Consider the following 23,762-nt stretch of genomic DNA (forward strand, 5'->3'; position numbering starts at 1 on the left):
ACAAGCGAAACAATTGGTCCAAAAACATGGCGCGGCCCTTTTTTATGTGGGATTGGAACAAACCTACACAGCGGGTGGCTCACCAAATGCGCCTGTTGCTACCGTTGCCGTGCAGCCAGCGCCGACTTTTGACGAGCCGCGCGTCGCCGGCCCGAGGCCGGATACGGCAACGATGCCGTGGCGGCTTGCGCCTGGGTTTTCAAGGCGCCGACGAATGCCCCCGGTGGTCTGAGCATGGGCGATAGCACACGGTGACCCCCGGTGCCGTGCTGCCTTCGGCGAAACAGCGGCGCAATACGGCGGCAAACGCCTCGCCGGCCTGGTCGCAGCGGGCGCGCCGGCACACTTCGAGTTCGCGGCCAGGGAGAAAGCCATCCGCCCAGCGGTCGAATGCCGCCGACGCCGCCCACCGCGTGAATAGTCGCGGCGCGTAAATGCGCGATGGCCTGCGATCGAACAACATGAAGTCTTGCTGCGCGACGCGAAACTCCACTGCCACCCCCGGGCGCAGCAGCGGCAAGCGCGACCACTGGTTTTTCGCGGCAAGGTCCTGCAGGCTTTCGAAGGTGCAGCCACCTCGGCCCGGCTCGTATTCATCGATCGGCAGCTCGGGCGTACCCGCGTTCACCACCGCGTCCAGCATGGCGCGGATGTCTGCCTCGTAATCGGCGCGGCGGAACACCAGGCGCAGAAAGCCGCTGGCGTCGCGCCAGCGCGGATGTAGCGCGGGACGGTGGCCGGGGATGTCGATTTCCCAAACCACGGTATCGTCGTCGGGATGGGCGACAAATGCCAGGGACATCAAGCCCGAATGGTCGGCAAGGCCACAAGTGCAGTTGACGACATCGTAGCCGCCCGGCCGCCGGACGGATTCGCAGAGCTGTGGCAGGTCCCAGACGATTTCGGTTGTCACGCCAATATCGGGCCTGACCTCGGGAAACACCGGGATGAGGCGGACATCTCGCGCGGGCGGGTCGACCTCCACCTGACTGAACGCAAGCCGATAGCCAAGACGCACGTCGCGAATCTCGGCGCGCGGACCGCGCCAGAGCGCTTGCGGCCCGATTCGCGGCTGCGAGGCCTCCAGCCAGTCGACGCCCTCAGGCTGGAAGGGCGCCGGAAAGCGCAGTGCCGCAGTTGCCGCGCCGTCCTGCGCGACCAGAAAGCGGATGGCGGATGGCAGCGGCCAGTGCCTGCCGTTCGCGGCGGCCAGCGATCGGCTACGCTCCAGCGCGCTCAGCAGCCGATGACGCAGGCGGTTGAAGAAGTCACGCGTGCCGGCACGGGGACACGCGGCTTCATCCAGCGGCGCGGAAACGTCGATGATCGCCCGTCCGGCATCGTCCATCGGCCAGCCGGCGCGCAGGCTTGCGCCGAGGGCGTGATGCAACCACGCCAGGCCGATGGCGGCATCGCGCAACAGGTGGCGCACGCGCTTGAACGGTGGCACGTCGCCCGACACGGCGCGCCGCCGCCGAGTGGCATCAATCATCACCGCCCCAACTGGCGCCGATCCATATCCCGATCAGCAACGGCAACAAGTCGCTTGCGCTTCTCCGCGCGACGGGAGCCGGGAGCGCCAGCGGAGACGGTACATAGGGCCGGCGGTGGCGAATGCGCCAGCGCGCTTCTAGCCGGATCGACAGCCGAGCCAACAGCAGCAGCAGCAGCAGCGGGATCAGGACGATGCAGCTCAGTCCGTAAAGGACAAAAGTCGCCACCGCGCCGATGAAGCCGATCGTCAGGCGAACGTCGAGCGAGGTCTCGTCAACGCCGAAGCAGAAGGCGATCCAGAGGCCGAAGAATCCGAGCGCGAGCCACGCCACGAGATGCGCGCCCAATCGCTCCATGAAGAAGCCCCCGAAATCCATGCCCAGCCCGTTCGCATCCATTGCGATTCCTATCATGTGCCCAAGGCGATCAGGCTACCCGCTCAGTGGCTCACAGGATGCGCCTGCCGCCGTGTCGCCGGCGCCGACTTTTCACATCCGGCCCCGCGCCCGGCTGTGGCACAATCGGTCACGTCCGGCCGCGCGCCGCCGCGTACGGAACCAAAAACAACATGACTGTCCGCAACCTTGAATTCCTCTTCCACCCGCGCTCGGTGGCGGTCGTCGCCGAGACCGACGAGCAGGGCTGCTATGCCGACGTGGTATTGCGCAATTTGCAGGCCGGCGGATTCGCGGGGCCGATCCTTGCAGCGACCGCAAAAAAGCGTTCGCTGTTCGGCATCGGCGCCCGCATGCACATCGACGAAATCGACCCGGTGCCCGACCTGGCGATCGTCTGCGCGCCGTTGTGCGACGTGGCGCAGATCGTGGCCCAGCTCGGCTCGCGCGGCACCAAGGCGGTGATCGTCGGGCCGTCATTGCACGAGCGGATGACGGCGGGCCAGGTTCAGGCGGCGCACACGGCCATCCTCGAAGCGGCACGGCCCTACCTGATGCGGGTGCTGGGGCCGGGCAGCGGCGGCATCGCGGTGCCGGCACTGGGCCTCGCCGCCAGCGTGGCGCCCGTCGGCGTGGCAGCTGGCAAGATCGGGCTGGTCACCCAGTCGGCCGCGGTGGCGGCGGCGGTGCTGGATCGCGCGCACAGCAAGGGCATCGGCTTTTCGACGGCGCTGCACCTGGGCGTCGGCATCGACGTGGACCTGGCCGACGCGATCGACTGGCTGGCGAACGACCCGGACACGGAAGCCATCCTGGTGCAGTTCGATACCGTCGCGGCCGGACGCAAGTTCATGTCGGCGGCGCGCGCGGCGGCGCGCAACCGGCCGATCGTGGTGATTCGCGGCAAGCGGGTTGCCGCGCCGGCGTCGGCGACGGCGCCGTTCAGCACCGACGACGTCTATGCCGCCGCGCTGCGGCGCGCCGGCTGGGTCCGCATCGACACTCTGGAAGACATGTTCGATGCCGCCGAGGCCATGGCGCGGGTGCGCCCGATGGCTGGCGAGCGCCTGTGCATCATGGGCAACGGCCGCGGCATGGGCCGCATCGCGGCCGAGGCGCTGCTGGCGGCGGGCGGGCGGCTGGCGAGCCTCGAGGCAAGCACGGTGAAGCAACTCGGCGAGCTGCTGCGGACCGAAGGAGTGGGCAATCCGCTGGCCCTGCCGGCCAACATCTCGCCCGCTGCCTGGGCCGCGGCGCTGGAGCTGGTGCTCGCCGACCGCAACACGGACGCCGTGCTGACGGTCTGCTCGCCCTCGCCGTTCGCGCCGGGCAGCGCCGTGGCCGAGGCCATCTGCGATGTGGCGCAAAAGGCCACGCGCAACGTGTTTACCTGCTGGGTCGGCGGCAGTTCCATGCAGGCGGCGCAACGCATCGCCGCCGAACATGGCGTGCTGAGCCAGGATTCGCCGGAGAAGGCCATCGCGATTTTTGTCGGCATCGTCAATTACGAGCGCAATCGGCAACTGCTGGTGGAAATGCCTCCCTCGCAGGCCGAGGATTTCAGTCCGGACCTGGACCGCGCCCGCGACGCGGTGGCCGAGGCCATCGCCGCCGGGGTTGAAGTGCTCACATCGCGGCAGGCGCGCCAGTTGTTGCAGGCCTACGGCATCGATGCGGCCGAGCGGCCTCTGGCCGGCAGCATCGACGAGGCGATCCGCGCCGCCGACGAGATCGGCTACCCGGTGGATCTCGGCCTGGTGCTGGCCAATGCGCCCGACTACCGTTCGATGGCACGCTCGCTGCGCTCGCCGGAAGAAATTCGCCTCGCCGTGCGCGGGCTGCGCAACCGCCTGCGCAACCAACGCCCGGGCAGCCGCGTCAGCGGCTACCGGCTGCGGCCCGGCGCGGCACGCAGCGGCATCGCCGCCTTGCGCCTCGGCGTGGGCAGCGACCCGGTGTTCGGGCCGGTGATCTTCATCGCCCCCGCCGCGGCCGAAAATGGCCACGACGGCGATTATGCCGTCGCGCTGCCGCCGCTCAACCGCGCCCTGGCGCAAGACCTGGTTGCTCGCTGCGGCTTCGCGCGGGAGGCTCCCGAGGACGAGCGTGACGCCCTGGAAGCGGCACTGGGCACGGCGCTGGTGCGCCTGTCGCAGATGCTCACCGACATCGACGAGATTGCCGGCATCGAGCTCGACCCGATGCACGTCGAAGCGACCGGGGCGGTGACGCACGAGGCCCGCATCCGCATCGAAAAGCGCGGGCGCAAGCTCGGCTACCGCCGCTTCGCGATCCGCCCCTATCCGCGCGAACTGGAGCAGCGCGTCGATTGGCAGGGTCGCCAGTTGCTGATCCGGCCGATCCGGCCGGAGGACGAAACGACCCTGGGCGACCTGATCGCATCGCTCGACCCCGAGGATTCGCGCATGCGCTTCTTCGGCACCATGCGCCGCTTGCCGCGCTCCAAGCTGGCGCGCTTCACCCAGATCGACTATGACCGCGAAATGGCGCTGGTGGCGATCGAGCGCGATTCGCGGGGCACTGAACGCTCGCTGGGCGAAGTGCGCGCGATGGCCGATCCGGACAACGCCTTCGCCGAGTTCGCCATCGTCGTCAGCTCGCAGGTGAAGGGCCTGGGCCTGGGTCGCCTGCTGCTGCAACGGATCATCGATTACTGTCGCAATCGCGGTACCGGCGAATTGCACGGGGAAACCCTCGCCGGCAACCTGCGCATGCAACACCTGGCGCGCGACCTCGGCTTCGAACTCAAGACCGGCGCCGATCCCGGCACCATCGACTTGCGCCTGCCGCTGCGCGCTCCGACGGCAGCGAATTAGCGCAAAATGCAGCCGACCACGAAGTCCCAGGCGGCTATCGAGCGAAGCGAGCTGACGGGTAGCCCCGCCCTGGGGCGGGGATGGGGGTGGGGGGCCTTCAATTCGCCTTTCGCGTGTTTCATCTTCTGTGGGTGGCGCTTGGTGCCATAAGCGTTAGACCCGCCACGAAAGTCGGCGCCCACGGCACGGCGTGGAGGCGGCCTGCTACCGAGGATTTCAAGGAACGTCGGATCGGCCTCGGCCCAGGCCATTTCTTTGGAGTCGCGATAGCGCGCGAGCATGCGGGGACTCTTCCAGGCGCAGCTCGCGCACGCCGGCAAAGCCGCCTTCGTGGATCCCCGGCAACAAGTAGCGCGCCCAAGGGGAATCAGCTCGCCGATCGCGCCATCAGCGCAGCGCCCGCAGGCCATGGTGATGTCGGGCTCGCGCAGCCAGTCTTCCAGCGCGCCGTGAAAAAAGCGGGATTGCTCCGAGAGGCCGTCAGCGTCGAATGCGGGTTTCCTGATCATCGCGCGTCCTCCTTGCCGTGGCAGCTGCGCCTGGCCGCGGCGCGCGCGATGGGGTGTTGTCGCGCGATTCCGGACGCGGATCAGAGTCCGCGCCGATGCACCTCGCGCAGGCTCTTGCTCATGCGGGCGCCGACGAAGGCCAGCAGGCGCAGGCCCTCCTGCGTGCCCGGATCGCTCATCAGTTTCAGCAGGCCGCCGATGCCTCCGCTGGCCGGCGGCGCTGTCGCCAACTCGCGGCTGGCCTCCGTGAAGGCATTCGACATGCAGATCAGGAAACGCTGGTTCTCGGCGCGGTCGAGTTCCCGCAACAGGTGGGTGAAGCCCTCGTTGCGCGTCAGGCGATCGAGCAGCGTAATGCCCTCGGACAGGGCCGACGCCAGCCGGTTGACCATGTCGTCAGACAGCGCATCCTGTGCCGAGGTGACGAGTTGGGCGAACTCGACCAGTCGCTGCAGGTCGCCCTCGTTGATCGACGGTGCGGAAGTTGTTTCGGTCTGGGTGTTCATGGTGTGATCTCTTCAGAGTAGTCCGCGCACGCTGGTCCAGTACATCTGGTTGTAGGAAAGCTTGAACCAGTGCATGGGTTTCGACGGCGGCTTCAGGTCGGGTGGATTCTGGTAGTTGAACATGGCATAGGTCGCGCGGTCGTGGCCCGCTTCGATGAAGCAGTATACTTTGCCGTCATAGTCGCGCACCGGCGCCCCGATCTTGACGATGGAGGCGATGTTCTCGGCCAGCGTCTCGGCCTGGAAGTGCGCTGCCGATCCGGTCTTGCTGACCGGCAGGTTGGTCGTATCGCCCACCACATAGACGTTGTCGCGGCCCTTCATGGCCAGGCTGAAGCGGTCGGTCGGGATCCAGCCGCCCTCGCCCAGGTTGTCGGTTTCCAGTACCTCCATGCCGCGATGCTGGGGAATGACGATGAGCAGGTCGTAGGCAACCTCGGTATCCTCCTCGCTTTTCAGCAGATTGTTCTTGACGTCCACTTCCTTGATGTTGAACAGGGTCTCGGTCTCGACGCCGATGCGCTCGAATTCCGGCTTGGCCCAGATGGCGACGTTCTCGATGGTGTGGATGCGGCCGATCGGGTAGTGGTACTTGAGCTGGACCTTGTCGCGGATGCCGCGCGCCTTGAAGTAGTCGTGCAGCATGAACATGACTTCTACCGGCGCGATCGGGCACTTGTGCGGCACGCCGACGGCGACCACCACCTTGCCGCCCTGGAATTCCCGCAGGCGCTTGAACATCTTTACCGCCGATGCCTCGGTGTAGAAGAACTCGGCGCCCTCGGTGAGGCCCGGGGTCTCTTCCGGCACCATGCGCGAGCCGGTGGCGATCACCAGGATGTCATAGTCGTGGGTCTTGCCGCCCGCCGTCAGCACCTGGTTCTTGTCGAGGTTGAACTTGGTGACCGGGTCGACGTGGAAATCGATGTTCGGTTCGAGCAGGCTGGCCTGGTCGCGATACAACTGGTCCGGGGTCATGTGCCCGAAAGCGACGTAGAGCAGGCCCGGCTGGTACATGTGCCGGTCCGAGGCCGACAGCAAAGTGATGCGCACCTTGCCGGCGCGGGTTTCCGCGCCAAGCCGGCGCGCGAGGTTGTTGGCCACGATGGTTCCGGCCGTGCCACCACCGACTATCAAGATTCTCATTGCGTTCTCCTATCCAGAATCCCCGCGGTTCCGGGGTCTTTTTCGGCCGGTCGGGATTGCGCCTTCCGGCCGACGTCCGTTTCGACTATTTCGCCTTGCGTACCTTGATGTGCCAGACTCCTTCCACCTGCTCGCTGCCGAGCATTTCGTGCCCGACCTTCTTGATCCATTCCGGGATGTCGTTGACCGAGCCCTTGTCGGTGGAAAGCAGCTCGAACTCGTCGCCGACGCTGGCGCGCTTCATGTAGCTGATGAGTTCCATCAGCGGGCCGGGGCAGAACGTGTCGCGCGCGTCTATGATCCTCATTTCACTCATTGCCTGTGTCCTCCAGTTGATTCGGGGTCCGTGCGGCGAGCCGCTCAGAATGTGAAAAGTTGCGCGCCTTCGGCGTCGCTCAAAAAGCGCGTCAGCCCTGTCGGCGGACCGAGCACTGGATCGAGGTCTTCCGCCGACGCCTTGAGCAGGTCGACCGCCATCGAACAGGGCAGCAGCTTGGCGTCGCCAAGATCGGCGGCATAGGCGAACAACTGCTTGAACGAGGGCACGCCCTTGTCGGCCGCCATGAGCCGGCCGAACTCGCCTTCCGCCGCGGCCTCCGTGGCGCGGCCCTTGACGAAATGCAGCATGGCGTTCATCGAAAAGAATACCGTGACCTCGTCACCCGATGCGGCGGCAACCGAGGCGACCATCGCCGCCATCTGCAGCTTTTCGCGGGAATCCGATATGCACAAAACAAAAATTTTCCTCGACATTGTTTTCGCTTCTCCATCAGGGCCGCGTCCGCGACGCGGCATGAATCTTCGAATCCGTCACGCTCCGGACGGTGCCCGGAGCTACCATTTCTTTCCCACCACGAGCTTCAACGCCTGGTTGCGCAGGGTCAGGTCGGCGACGGCCATCTTCAGCCGCCGGTTCTCTTCCTCCAGCTGCTGCAGGTAGCTTTCGTCCACCTTCTTCGGCGCGTCCCGCTCCTGGTCCGCTTCGGGTTTTTCATTGCCGATTTCGGCTACGGCCGGTGGCGTGGTGAGCGGTGGCTTCTTCATGGCCCGGTCCCAAGGCCCGCGTTGTCGCGACCCACCGCGAGGCTAGATCCGGATTGCGGAAACACCGGGGTCGCCATGATCAGCCGCGATGCCAACTGTAGCGCTTGATCAAGGCCAGGCAGATGCTGTCGAGCACATAGCCGACGGCACCGATGACCAGCAGCATGGCCATGAGCTTCTCGTACTCCAGCGACTCGCGCGCATCCTGGATGGTGTAACCGAATCCGGACGTCACGCCGAGGAACTCCGACGGCACCAGCACGATCCAGCCAACCCCGAGGGCGAGCCGGATGCCCGTCAGAACATCGAAGGCGATTGCAGGCACGATGATCTGCGTCACGACATGCCAGGGTTTGGCGCCGAGGTTGCGCGCTACCTTGAACCAGGCCGGGTCGACCTTGGACAATCCCGCCGCGGTGGAAAACATCACGGGCCAAACCGCGCCGACGGCGATCAGAAAAATGATCGCCTGATTCCAGCCGGCAAAAACGATGACGGCGATCGGTTCCCAGGAAAGCGGGCTGATCATGCGCATCAACTGGAAGGGCGAGTTGCTCAGTTCGCGAAAACGCCTGCTAAGGCCGATCAGGATGCCGATCGGCACGCCAATTGCGATGGCGATGCCCAGGCCGGCACCCAGGCGAGCGCCGCTGGTCTGCAAGGCCTTGGGGATCAGGCCGTTGCTCCAAAGATTACCGATTTCCTTGAACGCGGGGCCGGGTCCGAAACTGGCAAAGTGCGACAGCGCCGGATTCAGCGTGGCCACATGGATGGCCAGCCACCACAGGGCAAACAGGATTGCCAGGCCGCCAAAAAAATTCCACGCCCAATAAACGGTGCCGCTGAAGGCAATGGAGGAACGCGACTGCGTCACGGCGGTAGTTGCCACGTTCCCCTCGACAGTTGCAGTGCTATTACTCATCGCTCAGGCGTCCCCGCGATGCCAGCTGAAGCGCTTGATCAGCAACGCGCAGAGGGTGTCAAGCGTGTAGCCGATGATGCCGATGGTGAGCACCATGGCCGTGAGATGGTCGTAAGACAGTGTCTCCCGCGCATCCTTGATGGCGTAGCCGAGCCCGGAGGTCACGCCCAGCAGTTCGGCCGGTACCAGCACGACCCAGGCCACGCCGAGGGCGAGGCGGATGCCGGTGAAGATGTCGAAACTGATCGCCGGCAGGATGATTTGCGTCAGCATCTGCACCGGCGTGGCGCCGAGGTTGCGCGCCACCTTGAACCAGGCCGGGTCGACCTTGGCCAGGCCGGCGGCGGTGGAAAACATCACCGGCCAGACCGATGCGATGGCGATCAGGAAGATGATCGAATCATCCCAGGCCGCGAACACGAATACCGCGATCGGCATCCAGGACAGCGGGCTGATCATGCGCAGGAACTGGAACGCCGAGTTGCTCAAGTCGCGGAAGCGCTTGCTGCGCCCCATGATGATGCCGATCGGGATGCCGATGGCGATTGCGATGCCAAGACCGCCGCCCAGACGATACATGCTCGCGGCAATGGCCTTTTGCAATTTGCCCTGGTTCCACAACTCGGGGAAGCTCTGCAGCGTTTGCACCAGGCCGAAGCCGGAAAAACTCTGGGTCTCCGGGTTCCTCGCGATCAGGTATCCGCCCAGCCACCAAAGCACGGCAAGGATAAGCAGACCCAGCGAAAAGTTGAAAAACCCCCGCCCCGCCGCCTCGGCGGCGCGGGAGGTTCGGGTGCCGGTCAGACCGGCAGCCGCAGCGGCTGCACCGGGTGCGGCGTCATTGCTCACAGGGAGACAACTTCCGTACGAACGAAGGGGTCGCCAGTCTTCGGCACACTATGGTCGTTCTTCCACTTCGGATTGGCGTCGAGCGCCTTCTTGATGAAGGTGTAATTGACCAGGTCGTTGGCGACGAATTTCGGATCCAGCTTTTCGAGAAATGCCGAATCGCCGGTAATGACGGTCTTCTTCATGTCGTTGACGACAAGCTCGGTGGCGGAGCGGTAGGGCCAGCCCTGGAAGTTGATGCGGTCCATGCCCCAGTCCTTGTGCTTGATCGCTGCCGCGTTGCCGGGATAGGGAATGTCGTAAAGCATCATGGCGCGCTTGACCACTTCCTTGGGGAAGGGCAGGTAGCCCTTGCCGTCCTTGGACAGCATCTCGGCCATGGCTTCGCGGTTTTCGACGAGGTGGATCTGCGCGGCGACGATGGCGTTATGCACGCCTTGCGCCCAGGCAGCGCGCGCCGGGTCCATGGTGTCGGCTTCGTGCATCACCACCACGCAGCAGGGGTGGCCCTTCCAGACGTCGCCGGTCATGCGCAGCATTTTGGCGCCCGCACGGATTTCGCCGAGGGCATTGAAGGGTTCGGCCACGCAATAGCCGTCGATCGACTTGGCCGCCAGCGCGGGCGGCATGTCGGGCGGATTCAACACGATGAAGTTGCACTCGTTGGGGGCGAGCTTCGCATCCTGCGGTCGGATCACGGGCGTGATCCCGGCATCCTTCATGATCTTCTGCGAAATGATGTTGTGGATCGAATACCAGAAGGGGACGGCAAACTGCTTGCCGCCGAAGTCCTTGGGAGAGTTGATGCCGGAGTCCTTGCCGACGACCATGCCGGAACCATTGGTATGGTTCCAGGCCGTGATCTTGATCGGGAACTTGTTGTTGTAGCGCATCCAGATCGGCACCGGAATCAGCAGGTGGGCGAGGTTGAGCTTGTGCGAGGAGAAGGCCTCGACCAGCGGCGACCAGCCGCGGATCAGCGTCGGCGGCGCCGAATCCAGCCCCTCCTTCTTGAAGAAGCCCATCTCGTGGGCAACCAGCAACGCAGAGGCATCGGTGATCGGCAGGAAGCCGATGCGCACCGTCGGATCCCACTTCTTCTCCTGGGCGAAGGTCGCGGAGGTCGGGATCAGGCTGCTCAGGGCACCAAGGCCACCCCACTTGAGCAATTCGCGGCGATTGACGCCGGTGCCAAGCACGCTGCTGAACAGCGGGTCGTATTCGATCGCCAGCCCGTGGTCCTCGATGCCGTCACCGTGCTTCTTGTAGTCGAGATGCGGCTGTTCCGACGGATGATGATTGCCGACGATCTTAAGGTCGCAAAGTATGCACATGCTCGGTCTCCTCCTGTGGGGTGGTGGTGTCCTGGCCTAATCGAGGTCAGGCATGCTGCGAAACACTGCTTGATTCGGCACCTGCTTCTTCCGCGACTTCCTCTGCCGGAGCACCCGCCACTTGCGCCGCCGTGTGAAAGGCATCCATGAGACGGGCGCGCATGCTTTGTACTGCCGGATCCTGGCGCTGCCGCGGATCGGTCAGGTTGACTGCGAATTCATGGACGATCTTGCCGGGTGCGCCGGCCATGATCAGTGCGCGATCGGCCATCAACACGGCTTCGTCGATGTCGTGGGTGACGATGATCAGGTTGAAACCGAGGCGCTTGGCGATCGAGCGGACGTCGCGTTGCAACGAGGCGCGGGTGAATGCGTCGAGCGCCGAGAACGGTTCGTCGAGCAGCAGCAATTCGGGCTCCATCACCAGCGAGCGGGCCAGTGCGACGCGCTGCTGCTGCCCGCCGGAAAGGTCCTGCACATTCGTATCGGCATAGTCGGACAACTCGACCAGTTTCAGCGCCTCGGCGACGCGTTCGGCCTTTTCCTTTTCCGGCCAACCGGCGAAGCCCAGGCCGACACCGACGTTCTGCGACACCTTCATCCAGGGAAACAGGTGTGGCGCCTGGAACATCATGACCCAGCGCGACGACGGTCCCTCGATCTTCTTGTCGTCGAAATGCATCGTGCCCTCGGTGGGACGATTCAGGCCGGCGATGATGTGCAGCAGGGTGGATTTGCCGCAACCGGAGCGGCCGATGATGGCCAGCGCCTCGCCGCGCGGCGATTCCAGCATGAGATTGCTGAAGGTCGGATTGCCGCGGGAACTGTAGCGGTAACCCAGTCCCTTGATGCTGATGTTCACTCCGCGTATTGACACCGATCGTCTCTCCGTAGGCCAGGTTCCGCGACAAACTCCGATCGCGAGTGCATCAGTTTTCTGCAGCACCCTTCCCTGCGCACCCACTGGGTGCACATTGATGAATGCCGAAATTCATGGCGCGACGATGACGGTGTCCTGCTTTGCGCTCCCGCAAACAGGCCGGAAGTCTTTTCCGCATCGCCCTGCGCCGGTCACGCCGACCGCATTCGCTCAGGTCGCGGTCAGCCGCTCATGAACCGCTTTCATGCGCGTGGCGAGCTCGTCCGGATCGACGAGTCCACGCTTTATCAGGGAATGGGCCAGGCAGAGCAGTTGCCGCTCGGGAAAGGGAACGTCCTGGTACAACGTCTCCGAGAGCTCGTCCTCTTCCCAGCGCCGCTCCAGCAGGGGCAGCGGTGAATCCAGGCTGGCGCGGTCGACCTTGCCATCCAGCCAGCGTTTTTCGGCCGCAGCCACGGAAGAACAGGAGCCAGCCGCCAATGCCTCGCAAATTCCGTCGAGGCTGGTTTTCCACGGCGGATCCGGATTCGTCACACCATACTGGCTGGCAAGGTCTTCCCAGACCCGGCCATGCTCCTTGATCTCTTCCAGCAAGGGAACGGGAGTCCAGCTCGCCGGCCCGTCCGCCGCGCCGGCGGAAGCATTCATGTTCCCTGAGTCAGCCATGGCTTGCTCCTCGCACTTAGTGGTGGCCCGGCTTGGCCGGTTTGTGGACCGGTAGCGGAATGTTGGTGGTCATGCCCGGCCTGGGCAGGGCGACGCCGATCAGGCAGTCGCGGGTCACGATTTCGGTCAATTGATCCTCGGTCCAGCCTTCCGTACCGGCGGGGCGCACCGGCATCACGATGAAGCGGCATTTCTGGTTGGAGTCCTCGACGCGGATCTCGACTTCCGGCGGCAGCTGCAGGCCGAACTCGGCGAGCACGGGACGCGGCCAGCGAACCAGGCGACGGCGGTAATTCGGAGTGCGATACCACTCGGGCTGGAAGCCAAGGATGGGGCGCGGGTAGCAGGAACACAGGGTGCAGACGACTACGTGATGCAGGGTCGGCGTATCCTCGAGCACGCGCAGGTCGGTATAGTCGCTCGGCGTGCCGAAGCCGGTCGGGTTCAGCCAGTCCACGCCGACAGCAAGGCTTGCCTTGATCGCATCGGTCAGGCACTGCTTCTTGTATTCGGGGTCGAGCCAGGCCTTCGCCACCATGCGTGCGGCCGGCGTGGGGCCGATGTGCTCGGCGAACTCCGTGAAGCGCCGGTGGTCCTCGGCAGTAAACAGACCCTTCTCGATGGCCAGTTCGCGGACGGCGATTTCCAGTGCCTCGAAGTCGCTGACTTCCTCGACCATCGGACCCGGAGGATTGTGCTGGTGTCCGTGCCCGTGGCTGTGATCGTGATCATTTGACATTTACGTTACCTTTCTGTGCTGTGTCTCGGGTTGACTGCAAACTACACGGCTTCCAGCCAACGCTCGGAAAACTCGGTTTGCAGCGTATCGTTCGCGAATGCGGCGGGATATTCCGGCCACAGGTCCTTTTGCTTGAAGCGGACGATGTAGAACCACTCGGAATGATCGACATGTCCCCAGGCCTCATCCTCCGGTGCCGGGCTTTCGTGCGTAACGACTGCCACCTGACCGACGGCGCCGCGTGTGTACACCTGGCAACGGGTATAGAAAACATCGGGCAGATCCTTGATGCGCACGGTCTGGCCAACCTTGAATTTGGCGGGACCCGCCGTTCCCTTGAAACACTGGGGATCGCCCTTGCCGGTGGCGATCTTGGCGTGATGGGTTCTATCGTGCTGGCTCATGGCGCTTTTTCACCTCGTCTATCTTGTTGATCAGTTCCGTCAGGGTGACGTGATGTCCGTCCACCAGGATGCGCGCGGCCGACAGCAGCCACCGCCCGTAGTAGGGCAAGCCCAGATATTGCGTCGTGCCCAGATCGACGTTCTGCATGCGGCGTCGCTCCTCCGCGCACCAGGCGCCACGCCAGGCCAGACACTCGGTAGTCACATAGGCCCGGTGCCCCCACGCCTCGTGTTCCTCCTCGGTCCATTCGCAGGGAACGTCGAACTCGCCACCGACGTCATGTGGCGACCGCGTATAGGCCCGGAACAGCTCGGAAGTAATCTCGGTGGGATATGGCGCCTTGCCCGTCTTCTGCACCGGTGGCTGCAAATCGGCGACCGCGGTCAAATGCCGCAATACCCTTTCCCTGGTAGTCGATGACATTGTGGACTTCTCCTTTGATGTATGACTTGCGGATTCACTGGCACGCAAACCTTGCTTCACAACAGACCGGGGGATACCCGCGAAAGCGTTTTCCGGCGCCCTCGATTTCCGCTGCCGATCAACCGAAGCCGCCTGCCCTGTCCCCTCCGATATTCACGAGGGTTTTGCGGATACATCGGCATTTAGTTGACGTTTAAATTTTGTATGCCTTAAGTGAAATTGTCCAAGACTATTTTCCGATCCGACCTATAGGCTTCCGCTATAAAGAATCCCCTGATATCTGCAGGGCTAGCGGTCGTGCGGAATCATCCGCGCGGAGGGCGAACGCCCCGAATTCACGCGATCGCGAATCGCTGTTTTTTTGGGCTAGAATCAGTCAGGACTATGCTTCGATTCAATCTATAGGAATCGGCTATGGAATCAAAACTGGTGTTCCCGCGCTCGATCCGCTACCTGTTCGCCGTCGCGGAACATCACAGCTTTACACGCGCCGCCGAAGCGCTGCACGTGTCGCAGCCGACGCTTTCGCAGCAGATCCGGCTCCTGGAAGAAGTGCTGCACGTACAGTTGCTCGACCGCTCCGGGCGCAACGTTCGCCTGACCGATGCCGGCGAGGTCTATCTGCACCACGCCCGGCGCGCGCTCGGCGAGCTGGAAGCCGGAACACGAGCGATCCACGAGGTACAGGACCTCAGCCGCGGCACGCTGCGCCTGGGCATGAATCCCATCACGGAGTACATCACCACGCCGCTGCTGGAAGATTTCGTCGCCCGCCATCCGGGAATCGCAATGAGCGCCGTGGAGATGTCGCAGGACGAAATCGAGGCCGGTGTCGCCGAGGACAGGATCGACATCGGCATCGTGTTTTCCGAGACGTTTTCATCGGAGGGCCGCTCTGCGGAGATCGACAAGCACACGCTGTTCGTGGAAACCCTAAACCTTGCCGTGGGCAAGGGCCATCACCTGGCCGGTCGCCAAACCGCGCTGAGTGCGTCCGAACTGGAAAAGGAATCACTGGTCCTGCTCAATACCCAGTTTGCATTGCGGCGCCATTTCGACCTTTATTGCCTCGAATACCGCATCACGCCGCACATCGCCATCGAGACCAACTCGCTCAACATGCTGGTTCAGTCCGCCAGCCTCGGCCGCCTTGTCACCATCCTTCCCAGTTCGATTTCCGAGGCGCAGTCCGGGCTCCATTCGGTGCCCCTGCTGCCGCAGTTGCCGCACCACGCGATTGCCCTGATCTGCCACAAGGGCACCTACAAGAGTGCCGCCTGCCATGCTTTCGGGGAAATGGCCAGGCAATGGAGCGCCGCCCGGTATCACGCACTGCAACAGCGGCTGGATGAAGCGAGCGGACAGGCCACCCTGGACGAGAGACGGGACACCGGCAGCGCGAGGCGCCCGGTGGAAGGGACGGCGGGCGCGATCGCGCGCTGATCGCGCCGGCTCGACCCGGGCTTCGCGGCAAGACCGGCGCTCTCCAGCGCAAGACCTCAGACGCGGGTTGCTAGGTAGGTGTAGTAGTTGCAGGCGGCGAAGAAGCTGCCGTCCGCCATCGCCTGGTTCTGCGCCGCAAGCCAGGCGTCGACCGCCTCGGCGGAAAACATTCCGGACTTGACGATGTAGGGCGCATAGGTCTCGGCGAAGGACTTGAAATAGCTGGCCTTGCCGATCTCGACCACGGCGTCGCCCCAGGCCTGCTGCAATTGCAGCCCGAGTTGGGGCATCAGGCGCGGCAGGTCACGCATGATGTGCGGATTATTGAAGGCGGCCGTGGTCAGGGCCACGTCCATGCGATGCCCCAGATCGTGGTCGGGCATGGCGTAGGTCATCGAGGAATAATCGCCATCGAAGATCGCCACGATGCCGCCGGGGCGCACGACGCGGACCATTTCGCGCAAGACGGCCTGCGGGTCGGCAACGTGGCTGATCAGGGTATGGGCGAACGCGGCGTCGAAAGTCGCCTCCGGAAAATCGAGGTCATGCGCGTCGCCGACGCGGAAATCGACGCGATCGCCGACGCCGTGTTCTGCGGCAAAGCGACGAGCGGCCTCGATGAAGGGGTGGCTCTGGTCGACGCCGACGGCCTTGCCGGAAAAGTCGTCGCGGCCGGCCAGCGAGCGGGTCATGGCCCCGGTGCCGCAGCCTACCTCCAGCACATGCGCCGACGCGCCGGGGGACAGGTGTCCGGCATACTTGTCGAACAGCCGGGTGAACACGACGTCCTTGGCGCGGCCTTCGAGGCGGGCGATCAACCGCTCGATGGCCGCTTCGTCGAGCTCATTGACAAAACGGTGCGGATCACGTGCCGGCATCGTCCACCTCTGTTTCATGGTTCGCGGCGGGCGGCGGCCCACTGCGCGCCACCCGGACCCGCGCAGGCTACCAGGACTTGTAGGGCAGGAACTTTCCGCTCATGGTCACCAGCACGCGATCGCCCTTGGGATCCTCCTGCTTGTCGATCTTCATCGTGAAGTCGATCGCGCTCATGATGCCGTCACCGAACTTCTCGTTGACCAGTTCCTTGATGGTCTCGCCATAGACGTTGATCATCTCGTACCAGCGATAGATCAGCGGGTCGGTGGGTACCACCTGGGTCCACGTCTTGAGCGGGAATGCCTGCAGGGCGGCCGATCCATCCTTGCCCAGGCCGAGCAACTTGGCCACCGCATCGGCGGGCTTCCTGTCGAGGTGATTCATGCCCAGGCAGGCGGAACAGGTGAACTCGGGAGACAGCCCGGCGGCTTTGGCAATATCGTTCCAGCTCAGGCCCTTCTTTTGCTTGGCGTCGAGAATCGCATCCTTCATTTCGGCTTTGTTCATGGCAATTGTCCTTTATCAGTAGCCGGCAGGGCGCACCAACGCGGCAGGCAACGTAGCCCGTCGTGGCCTATCCGGATCAATCGAAAGCGGGGAACAACAGTTCCCCGCGAAGCGACTCCGACCGTGGCCGGAGTCCAGGCACCAGCGCAGGCGGTTCAGGCGGCGGCGCTGTACAGGCGCGGGTTGAACACACCGCTGGTTTCCAGGCGATGCAGCGCCTTGGCGGCTGCCAGAACACCCAGGTCCAGCGCCGGCTCGACAAGGATCACGCCCATGTAGGCGACGCTGAAGGTGGCGATCTCGGCAAGGTTCTCGGCGCCTGCGCCGGCACCATACACGGCCCAGAAACCAACCCAGGCCACGACGCCGCCCTGGTAGGCGGTGGACAGCTTCAGCGCCTGTCCATAGGTGACATCCTTGTAGGCCGTATGGGCGGGGATCACGCGTTGCGCCAGGGCATTGATGGCCAGCAGCGGTACCAGCAGGCTGGTCACGTTCATGCCGTATTGCGGCAGGTCGGCTGGTGCGACCAACAGACCTTGCGCCAGCAGGCCGATAGCCAGGCCGAGCGCCGCGGGCGCGGCGCCGAACATCAGGAACAGGGTGGAGCCAAGGATGAAATGGACCTCCGACACGCCCACCGGATAGTGCGGCAGCACCTCGAAGAAGCCCAGGACCAGCAGCGCGGCAAGGACAATGCGGATCGCGAGCGGCGCGACACCGTCACGCTTGGCCATGTCCTTCGCCAGCTTGAGCGAATACCCGAGCGCGCCTGTCGCCGTGATAAAGCCAAGTGCCAGTTTGGCGCCAACAACGATACCTGGTTCGATGTGCATGCTTGAATCCTCCTTATCCACGCTACCCAAGATGGAATCGATCGGCCGAAACCGGCGATTCCTGCAAAAAAATCGGACAGACCCCTTTCGATACCGGCGGCGCCTGCCAAGCTCCCGCTCGAATTCGAGCCCGACAAGAAGCCTGGGGCAACAACTGCGACTCAATGCTGCACAGCCGCCCGAAAGCAATTGACGATTAAATTGTGTTTGATTGAAATAAAATTGTCCAAGACTATTTTCCGATCCATTGCATAGGAATCGGCTATGCATCGACGGGGGGTAGTTCCGGGCTTGCCTGCCGCCCGACCCACCGCGGAAATGGCTGCCCGCAACGCAGTGCGGGACTTTTGCCGACGGCGTCAGACAGGTCGCGCGGGCGCCCCGGTATGCAGTTCGATGCGGCCCACGAAAATCATCGCAACCATCGTGGCCCCCACCGCGAGCCAGCCGACCTGGTTGTAGCCGACGATGCGGCCCGAGGCATCGGCCGCGATCATCGTGCCGCCGAGCCAGGCGGCGGTACCCGAGGACAACTGCTGCACGGCGCCGTTCATCGACAGGAAGGTGCCGCGCAGGCGCGGCTGCACCGCCGAGGTGACGATGGCCATGGCCGGCACCATGCGCCCCGGCACGAAAATGAAGAACACGGTCGACCAGAAGATCATGACCCACAGCGGTACCGGCCACAGGTGCGTCTGCACCAGCAGGGGCACCATCGAGCACAGCGCCATCGCCCGGTACACCCGGATCTTGCCGTAGGCATCGGCGAGGCGGCCGACCAGGCGCGAGGTGAAGAAGGTCGCGCAGCCGCCGAAGAGGTAGATCAGGGGAATGTCTTCCTGGCGGATAAGGACGTTCGCGGTGACGTAGATGGTGATGTAGGGGATCACCGAGAAGCCCGACACCATGATCAGTGCCATGAACAGCAGGGCCTTCAGGTGGTTGCGGTCGCGCAGCACGGCGGCCATCGCCGCCAGCGGATGGGCGCGTTCTGCTTCCGACACGGTGGCGTTGGGCAGGTGCCCGCGCAAGGCGGGCAGCATCTTCCAGCCCAGCAGCAGGAAACCAGCGGAAAGTGCAGCGATGAAAATGAAGGGAAAGCGCCAGCCGAAGTGGTTGGCGAGATACAGGGACAGCGGAACCCCGGCCACGGTCGAAATCGAAAACGCCGACATGATGGTGCCGCTGGCGCGACCGCGGCGCTCGAACGGAATCAGGTCGCCGACCATGGTCTGCACCATCGAACCGAGCACGCCGCCGAAAGCGCCGGCCGTGCCGCGTGCCACCAGCAACGTGAGGTAGCCCGGCGCCAGGCCGCAGGCCAGCGTGGCCAGCGCGAACAGGCCGAACATGGCGAGCAGCAGGCGCTTGCGCTCGAAGCGATCGACGAAGGTCGCCGCCAGCACTCCGGCAAACGCCGCGGTGAAACTATAGGCCGAGACCAGCAGGCCGAACTCGTGGGTGCCGACTCCGAGCTCGCGCATCAGGATCGGACCCAGCGGCATCATGATCATGAAGTCGAGGATGTGGGCGAACTGTATCCCGGCCAGGGTCAGCAGCAGCGCGCGTTCGCGCGCGGGATCGAGGGTCTGCGATGTCATTGGGCGAGCAAGAGTCGGCGCTGGCGGTACGGCGCGATTCAGCCGCGAACCAATGCGTCGGAGGATCGCAAGCGCTGCCGCCACCATTTCCGCGCCTCGCCTTCCGCGTCGCGCTTCCAGGCGAGCCACAGCGGTTCGCTGGCACGCGCCTCGGCGACCTCGCGCGCCACCAGTTCGCGCCGCGTCAGGGCGCCGTCGATGCGACAGCGCGGCAGGAAGCCGTAACCGAGGCCGGCGATCTGCAACGCGATCTTGGCCTCGATGTTTGACACCGTGATACGCGACTGTCCGGACAGCACTCCGATGCTGCGCGCCGGCAGCAGGCGCGCGCTGTCGGCGACCACGATCGCCGTATGCGCGAGGAAATCCTCCGCCGTCAGCGGGCGGTCGATGCGCGCCAGAGGGTGCTTTGGCGCAACGCAGAACACGAACTCGATGTCGCGCAGGCGCGCGGCCTGCTGCGCGAAACCGGAGGGCGGATCGCCGACCGCCAGCACCAGGTCGGCGCGGCCTTCGCGCAGCGCTTCCCAACTGCCGGTCATGACTTCGGTGCTGATGCGCAGGCGCGTGCCGCAGCCCAGCGCCTCGAAAGCGCGGATGTCCTCGACCAGCGCCACGGTCGGCAACAGCGAATCGTGCACCAGCCTCAACTCGGCTTCGTAGCCGGTGGCGATGCGGCGCAGGCGCGATTCAAGGTCGCCGGCGGAACGCAACAGCCAGCGCCCTTCGCTGAGCAGTTCGCTGCCGGCCGGCGTCAGCGTCACACGCGGGCCGCGCCGCAGGAACAGCGGAAAGCCGAGTTGCTCTTCGAGCTTGGCCACGGTGTAGGAAATCGTCGACGGCACCTTGTGCAAAGTATCCGCCGCCGCCGCAAAGGAACCGCCACGGTCTATGGCGTCGATGATTTCAATCGCGTCGAGGGTCAGCTTGAGCATGTGAAGCGATTCAACTTCGATGTTTTCGATGATAGACAATGAAAAGTGTCAACACTCAATACCTTGCTATCTCGGATACTCACCCTTACTTGAGAAATTAGCTCGGCGTTGTCTCAGGCCATGACGGCAGACATTCTAGCAACCATCATCAACGATATCGAAGCTTTCAACCCGGAGGAAACACCATGTCCCACACCATCGTCGTCTACCAGAGTGGCTATGGCCATACCCGCAAACAGGCCGAGGCATTGCAGCAAGGCGCGGCCGGAGTCCCCGGTGCCAGCGCCGAACTGGTCGAAATCAACGCCGAAGGGCAACTGCCCGACGGCGCCTGGGACAAGCTGGACGCCGCCGACGCCATCGTCTTCGGCACGCCGACTTACATGGGCGGCCCGTCCTGGCAATTCAAGCGCTTTGCCGATGCCAGTTCCAAGGCCTGGTTTTCCTCCAAGTGGCGCAACAAGATCGCTGCCGGCTTCACCAACTCCGCCTCGATCAACGGTGACAAGGTGCAGACCCTGAACTACCTGTTTGCGCTGTCGATGCAGCAGGGGATGGTCTGGGTCGGCACCGGCATGATGCCGGCCAACAGCAAGGCGGCGCAACGCGACGACGTAAACTGGCTGGGCGCGTTTTCCGGCGCAATGGCGCAATCGCCGTCCGATTCCAGCCCCGAGGAAGGCCCGCCGCCCGGCGATCTGGAAACCGCCCGGCTGTTCGGCGCCCGCGTCGCCGAGACCGCCGCGCGCTGGAACCGCTAGATCGACACCTGAGGAAATACCATGATCGAGCTGCGCAGGGCCGCCGAGCGCGGCGCGGCAAACTTCGGCTGGCTCGATTCGCGCCACACGTTTTCCTTTGGCCACTATTACGATCCGAGGCAGGTCGGCTTTTCCGACCTGCTGGTGATCAACGACGATTGTGTCGAGCCGGGCATGGGTTTCGGCACACATTCGCACCGCGACATGGAGATCTTCTCCTACGTGCTGGAAGGTGCGCTGGAACACAAGGACTCGATGGGCACCGGCTCGCTGATCCGCCCCGGCGACGTGCAGATGATGAGCGCCGGCAGCGGCATCACCCACAGCGAGTTCAACCCCTCGCGCCAGGAAGACGTGCACTTCCTGCAGATCTGGATCGTGCCCGACCGCCTGCGCGTGGCGCCGCGCTACCAGCAGAAGAATTTTTCCGCCGTCGAAAAACGCGGCCGCCTGCGCCTGATCATTTCCCCGGACGCCACGGACGGCGCGCTCGGCGTGTATCAGGACGCGCGGGCGTATGCGGGCCTGTTCGACGGCGCCGAGCATGCCGAGTTCGATATGGCGGCGCGGCTGCCGAAGTGCTGCTGTTCGACCTGCGACCGCAGGAACTGCCGAGCTAGCGTCGCGAAAAGTCGGCTACGGCGTCAAGGCGCCGCGGTCTCTCAGGTGGCCGGTTGCCGACGCAGTCCGCCCAGATAGCGCAATCCGGCTATGGCCCGGCTGCCGTACCAGGAAACCATTTCACCGTCGACGCGGGTCACCGGGCGGCGCACCTGCGCGGCGACCTCTACCGCATCGCGCCCGGTGAAGGCATAAGGCTCCGAGGGCAGCAGCACGCGCTGCACCTGCTCCAGCCAGGGGGCATTCCAGTCAAAGGCCGGATAGCGGCTCCCAGCCTCGGCCGGCAAGCTGTCCCAGCCGGCGGCGGCGAGCATCGCGGCGATATAGGTGTCGCCGCTCACCGTCATCCATGGATCGCGCCAGATCGGATACAGCACGGCCTCGCGCGGCAGGCTCCGCGCCAGGGCGTCCAGTTCCGCGCGGGCGGCAGCGAATGCAGCGGCCAGCTGCGCGGCGACCGGCTCGCGGCGAAAGACGTGGCCGAGCAGGGCATAGAGGCCGAGGTTGTCGTCCACCGCGCGCGGATGCACGACGATGACATGGGGCACGAAACCCATGATCTCCTCGACCACCTCGCGCCGGTTTTCGTCCTTGTCGGCAATCACATGGGTCGGCGCAAGCTGCCGCAGCAGTTCGAGCTTGACGTCCTTGGTGCCGCCGACCTTGGGCACGCCGCGCAGAATTCCCTTCGGGTGTACGCAGAAGCCGGTGCGGCCGACCAACCGGTCGGCGAGATTCAGGTCGCACACGAGTTCGGTCAGGCTCGGCACCAGGCTGACGATGCGCGGCGCGTCCGCACCAGGCGAATGTTCGCGCCCCAGCGCGTCGCGCATGGTCATCAGAGATCGAGGCCGCGCGGCTTCCTGCCGGCGCGGGCAAACAGCCGGTCGAATACCGGGTTGGGCAGCAGGCGCATCAGCTTGGCGACGACGCCCATCTGCCACGGGATCACGGTGTAGCTGCTGCCGCGTTCGATGGCGCGCGCGAAGCGGCGCGCCGCCTCGTCGGCCGGCATCAGGAAAGGCATCGGATAGCGGTTGACGGCCGTCATCGGCGTCGCGATGTAGCCGGGCGCGATGGTCACCACCCGGATCCCGCTGCAGCGCAATTCGACGCGCAGGGCCTCGAGGTAGGCGATGGTCGCCGCCTTCGATGCCGAATAGGCGCCGGCACCCGGCAGGCCGCGGATGCCGGCGACTGAGGCGATGCCCACCAGGCGGCCGCTGCCGCGCGCCTTCATCGCGGCAATGAAGGGCTGGAAGGTCTGCGCCATGCCGGCCACGTTGGTCTCGAACACGCGGCGCAGGGCCGCCATGTCGTCGGCTTCGTGGGCCAGGGTTCCCACCGAAATACCGGCATTGGCGATGACGATGTCGGGTACGCCGCCGGCCATGAAGTCCGCCGCCGCCGCGCGCATCGCTCCCGAGTCGGCCACGTCGAGCGGATAACAGGCGTGGCTGCCCGGAAGATCCGCGGCAAGCGCCTCCAGCTTCGGCCGGCGCCGCGCGGCGAGGCCGAGCGTGGCACCCGTCGCCGCATAGTGGCGCGCCAGCGCCTCGCCGATGCCGCTCGATGCGCCGGTCAGGAAACAGCGAGTCGGTGTGGAGACCGAGGCCGGGCAGGCGGGGTCAGGCACGGCGGCCGGACCAAGCCCGAAGGCGACAACCGCCGCCAGCGTGCCGGGCCGCGGAACAGGAAGCTCCTGGGCGCTTGGTCAACGCCACCACCTATTCCTTCTGCTTGATGACCGTGCCTTGCACGCCGCTTTGGGTCAGCAATCCGCGCGCCCGGTTCATTTCTTCGGTATCGCGGAAGGGACCGACGCGCACGCGATGCATGGTGCCCTTGTCCGGAATGCTGACCTCCTGCACGCTGGCGTATAGGCCGGTCAGCGCCAGCTTGGCCTTGAGGTTGTCGGCATCGGCTGCCTTCTGGAAGGAACCAACCTGCAGGAAAAATATGTCCGTCGGTGACGGCTTGGCATCGGCCACCGGCGCGGCGGCTGATGCTGCGGTCGCGGACGCCACGGC

At 64.7% G+C, this 23,762-nt stretch carries 28 protein-coding genes; 4 read left to right on the forward strand and 24 right to left on the reverse strand.

Annotation, left to right across the window (positions count from 1 at the left end; translation table 11 throughout):
- Positions 1–199 precede the first annotated feature (199 nt).
- On the reverse strand, positions 200–1,420 hold the full coding sequence (locus J0M27_RS10355; RefSeq protein WP_294990884.1) for a hypothetical protein: 1,221 nt from the start codon (positions 1,418–1,420) through the stop codon (positions 200–202).
- Between the two features lie 64 nt (positions 1,421–1,484).
- A complete protein-coding gene (locus J0M27_RS10360) occupies positions 1,485–1,892 on the reverse strand; it encodes a hypothetical protein (protein WP_294990887.1) in 408 nt (135 codons plus the stop codon).
- Between the two features lie 170 nt (positions 1,893–2,062).
- Between J0M27_RS10360 and J0M27_RS10365 the strand changes: the two genes are divergently transcribed.
- Complete coding sequence (locus J0M27_RS10365) at positions 2,063–4,726, forward strand: GNAT family N-acetyltransferase (RefSeq protein ID WP_294990889.1); 2,664 nt, start codon at positions 2,063–2,065, stop codon at positions 4,724–4,726.
- Here J0M27_RS10365 and J0M27_RS10370 read toward each other — a convergent pair.
- From J0M27_RS10370 to J0M27_RS10435, 14 genes are all read right to left on the reverse strand, one after another.
- A complete protein-coding gene (locus J0M27_RS10370) occupies positions 4,723–5,235 on the reverse strand; it encodes a hypothetical protein (RefSeq protein ID WP_294990892.1) in 513 nt (170 codons plus the stop codon). The two genes, J0M27_RS10365 and J0M27_RS10370, sit on opposite strands and share 4 nt — an antisense overlap.
- An 80-nt stretch (positions 5,236–5,315) precedes the next feature.
- Positions 5,316–5,741 (reverse strand): hypothetical protein, encoded by a 426-nt coding sequence (locus J0M27_RS10375; RefSeq protein WP_294990895.1) that lies wholly within the window; start codon positions 5,739–5,741, stop codon positions 5,316–5,318.
- 12 nt (positions 5,742–5,753) lie between these two features.
- Positions 5,754–6,887: an FAD/NAD(P)-binding oxidoreductase gene (locus tag J0M27_RS10380; protein ID WP_294990898.1), complete on the reverse strand. Its 1,134-nt coding sequence runs from the start codon at positions 6,885–6,887 to the stop codon at positions 5,754–5,756.
- An 85-nt stretch (positions 6,888–6,972) separates the two neighbouring features.
- The gene (locus J0M27_RS10385) at positions 6,973–7,194 is read right to left on the reverse strand and encodes a sulfurtransferase TusA family protein (protein WP_294990901.1); all 222 of its coding nucleotides are present in this window, start codon (positions 7,192–7,194) and stop codon (positions 6,973–6,975) included.
- Between the two features lie 53 nt (positions 7,195–7,247).
- Positions 7,248–7,640 (reverse strand): DsrE/DsrF/DrsH-like family protein, encoded by a 393-nt coding sequence (locus J0M27_RS10390; protein ID WP_294990904.1) that lies wholly within the window; start codon positions 7,638–7,640, stop codon positions 7,248–7,250.
- An 81-nt stretch (positions 7,641–7,721) separates the two neighbouring features.
- Positions 7,722–7,931 carry a hypothetical protein gene (locus J0M27_RS10395; protein ID WP_294990968.1) on the reverse strand — a complete coding sequence of 70 codons (210 nt, stop codon included), beginning with the start codon at positions 7,929–7,931 and terminating at the stop codon, positions 7,722–7,724.
- Between the two features lie 79 nt (positions 7,932–8,010).
- Positions 8,011–8,820 carry an ABC transporter permease gene (locus J0M27_RS10400; RefSeq protein ID WP_294990907.1) on the reverse strand — a complete coding sequence of 270 codons (810 nt, stop codon included), beginning with the start codon at positions 8,818–8,820 and terminating at the stop codon, positions 8,011–8,013.
- Positions 8,821–8,856: 36 nt separating this feature from the next.
- Positions 8,857–9,702 carry an ABC transporter permease gene (locus tag J0M27_RS10405; protein WP_294990910.1) on the reverse strand — a complete coding sequence of 282 codons (846 nt, stop codon included), beginning with the start codon at positions 9,700–9,702 and terminating at the stop codon, positions 8,857–8,859.
- Entirely contained in the window at positions 9,699–11,036 is a 1,338-nt protein-coding gene (locus tag J0M27_RS10410; RefSeq protein ID WP_294990913.1) for an ABC transporter substrate-binding protein, read from the reverse strand. Before J0M27_RS10410 ends, J0M27_RS10405 begins: the two co-directional genes overlap by 4 nt.
- Before the next feature lie 46 nt (positions 11,037–11,082).
- Positions 11,083–11,913, reverse strand: a complete 831-nt coding sequence (locus J0M27_RS10415) for an ABC transporter ATP-binding protein (RefSeq protein ID WP_294990916.1) — start codon at positions 11,911–11,913, stop codon at positions 11,083–11,085.
- 213 nt (positions 11,914–12,126) lie between these two features.
- Positions 12,127–12,582, reverse strand: a complete 456-nt coding sequence (locus J0M27_RS10420; RefSeq protein WP_294990919.1) for a hypothetical protein — start codon at positions 12,580–12,582, stop codon at positions 12,127–12,129.
- 16 nt (positions 12,583–12,598) lie between these two features.
- Positions 12,599–13,321 carry a thiocyanate hydrolase subunit gamma gene (gene scnC / locus J0M27_RS10425; RefSeq protein ID WP_294990922.1) on the reverse strand — a complete coding sequence of 241 codons (723 nt, stop codon included), beginning with the start codon at positions 13,319–13,321 and terminating at the stop codon, positions 12,599–12,601.
- Positions 13,322–13,362: 41 nt separating this feature from the next.
- A complete protein-coding gene (locus J0M27_RS10430; RefSeq protein ID WP_294990924.1) occupies positions 13,363–13,725 on the reverse strand; it encodes an SH3-like domain-containing protein in 363 nt (120 codons plus the stop codon).
- Complete coding sequence (locus J0M27_RS10435; RefSeq protein ID WP_294990929.1) at positions 13,709–14,149, reverse strand: SH3-like domain-containing protein; 441 nt, start codon at positions 14,147–14,149, stop codon at positions 13,709–13,711. Before J0M27_RS10435 ends, J0M27_RS10430 begins: the two co-directional genes overlap by 17 nt.
- Positions 14,150–14,563: 414 nt before the next feature.
- Between J0M27_RS10435 and cynR the strand changes: the two genes are divergently transcribed.
- Positions 14,564–15,592, forward strand: a complete 1,029-nt coding sequence (gene cynR, locus J0M27_RS10440; RefSeq protein WP_294990931.1) for a transcriptional regulator CynR — start codon at positions 14,564–14,566, stop codon at positions 15,590–15,592.
- A 56-nt stretch (positions 15,593–15,648) separates the two neighbouring features.
- On the opposite strand, the gene J0M27_RS10445 is transcribed toward cynR, so the two are convergent.
- The 5 genes from J0M27_RS10445 to J0M27_RS10465 form a co-directional block, all read right to left on the reverse strand.
- On the reverse strand, positions 15,649–16,488 hold the full coding sequence (locus J0M27_RS10445; RefSeq protein WP_294990934.1) for a methyltransferase domain-containing protein: 840 nt from the start codon (positions 16,486–16,488) through the stop codon (positions 15,649–15,651).
- A gap of 49 nt (positions 16,489–16,537) precedes the next feature.
- The gene (gene cynS, locus J0M27_RS10450) at positions 16,538–16,978 is read right to left on the reverse strand and encodes a cyanase (RefSeq protein WP_294990936.1); all 441 of its coding nucleotides are present in this window, start codon (positions 16,976–16,978) and stop codon (positions 16,538–16,540) included.
- 155 nt (positions 16,979–17,133) lie between these two features.
- Positions 17,134–17,814: an energy-coupling factor ABC transporter permease gene (locus tag J0M27_RS10455; RefSeq protein ID WP_294990939.1), complete on the reverse strand. Its 681-nt coding sequence runs from the start codon at positions 17,812–17,814 to the stop codon at positions 17,134–17,136.
- 359 nt (positions 17,815–18,173) lie between these two features.
- Positions 18,174–19,415: an MFS transporter gene (locus tag J0M27_RS10460; protein WP_294990941.1), complete on the reverse strand. Its 1,242-nt coding sequence runs from the start codon at positions 19,413–19,415 to the stop codon at positions 18,174–18,176.
- A 38-nt stretch (positions 19,416–19,453) separates the two neighbouring features.
- Positions 19,454–20,350 carry a LysR family transcriptional regulator gene (locus J0M27_RS10465; protein ID WP_294990944.1) on the reverse strand — a complete coding sequence of 299 codons (897 nt, stop codon included), beginning with the start codon at positions 20,348–20,350 and terminating at the stop codon, positions 19,454–19,456.
- 185 nt (positions 20,351–20,535) lie between these two features.
- Between J0M27_RS10465 and J0M27_RS10470 the strand changes: the two genes are divergently transcribed.
- Both J0M27_RS10470 and J0M27_RS10475 read left to right on the forward strand, forming a co-directional pair.
- Positions 20,536–21,111, forward strand: coding sequence for a flavodoxin family protein (locus tag J0M27_RS10470; protein ID WP_294990947.1), 576 nt, complete (start codon positions 20,536–20,538; stop codon positions 21,109–21,111).
- 21 nt (positions 21,112–21,132) lie between these two features.
- Positions 21,133–21,810 (forward strand): pirin-like bicupin family protein, encoded by a 678-nt coding sequence (locus J0M27_RS10475; protein WP_294990950.1) that lies wholly within the window; start codon positions 21,133–21,135, stop codon positions 21,808–21,810.
- Here J0M27_RS10475 and J0M27_RS10480 read toward each other — a convergent pair.
- The 3 genes from J0M27_RS10480 to J0M27_RS10490 all read right to left on the reverse strand — a co-directional run.
- Complete coding sequence (locus J0M27_RS10480) at positions 21,774–22,571, reverse strand: helical backbone metal receptor (RefSeq protein WP_294990953.1); 798 nt, start codon at positions 22,569–22,571, stop codon at positions 21,774–21,776. The genes J0M27_RS10475 and J0M27_RS10480 overlap by 37 nt on opposite strands.
- Positions 22,571–23,368, reverse strand: coding sequence for an SDR family oxidoreductase (locus tag J0M27_RS10485; protein WP_294990956.1), 798 nt, complete (start codon positions 23,366–23,368; stop codon positions 22,571–22,573). Before J0M27_RS10485 ends, J0M27_RS10480 begins: the two co-directional genes overlap by 1 nt.
- A 91-nt stretch (positions 23,369–23,459) precedes the next feature.
- The coding region (locus J0M27_RS10490; protein ID WP_294990958.1) for an SPOR domain-containing protein at positions 23,460–23,762 on the reverse strand (303 nt) is incomplete at its 5' end.

This window comes from Sulfuritalea sp. (assembly GCF_017302275.1).
GTDB lineage: Bacteria > Pseudomonadota > Gammaproteobacteria > Burkholderiales > Rhodocyclaceae > Sulfuritalea.